Raw genomic sequence first — 1,113 nt, forward strand, 5'->3', positions numbered from 1 at the left:
AATGTCCGGCTGGACAATGAGGGGCAGCGCCGAGGTCCAGCTGAAGTGCTCTGCGCTGGGCGACGCTCCTGGGACGGCATTGGCGTCCGCGCGCATTCCCGCCACGTCAGCGCCGCCCCTCATCGGCCTGCCGGGCACTTCTCCCCGTATAGTGACGGGGAGAAGGGGCGGCCTCGTGCGGTTTCGCCAATCTCCAACATTGCAGATAGCCCGTGACAGAGGGGGGTGACTTGGCGCCATCATCACACCTGCAAAATCGAAGAAACAAGCAACTGCGTATAGGGCGCGCGCGGGTCGTCGAGGACGCGGTCGGTCAGGCCGCTTTCGACGACGTGACCGTCCTTCATCACCATCATGCGCTGCGACAGTAGCCGCGCCACGGCGAGGTCGTGGGTGACGACGATGGCCGCCAGGCCAAGGTCGGTGACCAGCCCGCGCAGCAGGTCGAGCAGGCGCGCCTGCACCGAGACGTCGAGGCCGCCGGTCGGTTCGTCCATGAACACGAGGCGCGGCCCGGTGACGAGGTTGCGGGCGATCTGCAGGCGCTGGCGCATGCCGCCGGAAAAGGCGCGCGGCTCGTCGTCGATGCGGTCCTCGTCGATCTCGACGCGCGACAGCCAGTCGACGGCGGTTGCGCGGATTTTTCCGTAGTGGCGGTCGCCGACGGCCATCAGCCGCTCGCCGACATTGGCGCCTGCCGACACCGTCATGCGCAGGCCATCGGCCGGGTTCTGGTGGACAAAACCCCAGTCGGTGCGCATCAGGAAGCGACGCTCGGCCTCGCTCATGCGGTAAAGCTCGCGCCATTGGCCGTCGCGCATGCGGTAGCTGGCGGTGCCGGAAGAGGGCAGCAGCCGGGTCGACAGGCAGTTGAGCAGCGTCGTCTTGCCGGAGCCCGATTCACCGACCACCGCCAGCACTTCGCCCGGCCACAGGTCGAAACTGACAGTCTCGCAGCCGACGCGCGAGCCGTAGAATTTGGACAGCGCCGAGACGCGCAGCAGCGGTTCGTCGGTCATTCGGCCGGCTCCGTTTTTTCGAGAGCAAGTTGGGCGTCAGGCGCAAGGTGGCCGCGATGGCCTTCCTCACGCCGCTTCTCGCAGTGGTCGGTGT

At 67.2% G+C, this 1,113-nt stretch carries 1 protein-coding gene; it reads right to left on the reverse strand.

Annotated features, from left to right (window positions below; translation table 11 throughout):
• Positions 1-242 precede the first annotated feature (242 nt).
• On the reverse strand, positions 243-1,019 hold the full coding sequence (gene phnK / locus EN742_RS35640) for a phosphonate C-P lyase system protein PhnK (RefSeq protein WP_126058225.1): 777 nt from the start codon (positions 1,017-1,019) through the stop codon (positions 243-245).
• Positions 1,020-1,113 lie beyond the last annotated feature (94 nt).

Origin of the sequence: Mesorhizobium sp. M4A.F.Ca.ET.020.02.1.1, assembly GCF_004022645.1 — a bacterium.
Classification (GTDB): domain Bacteria; phylum Pseudomonadota; class Alphaproteobacteria; order Rhizobiales; family Rhizobiaceae; genus Mesorhizobium.

What these genes read in the sequence shown, in the direction of transcription:
- phnK (WP_126058225.1), bottom strand. Translation starts at nt 1,019, where the DNA reads ATGACCGACGAACCGCTGCTGCGCGTCTCGGCGCTGTCCAAATTCTAC.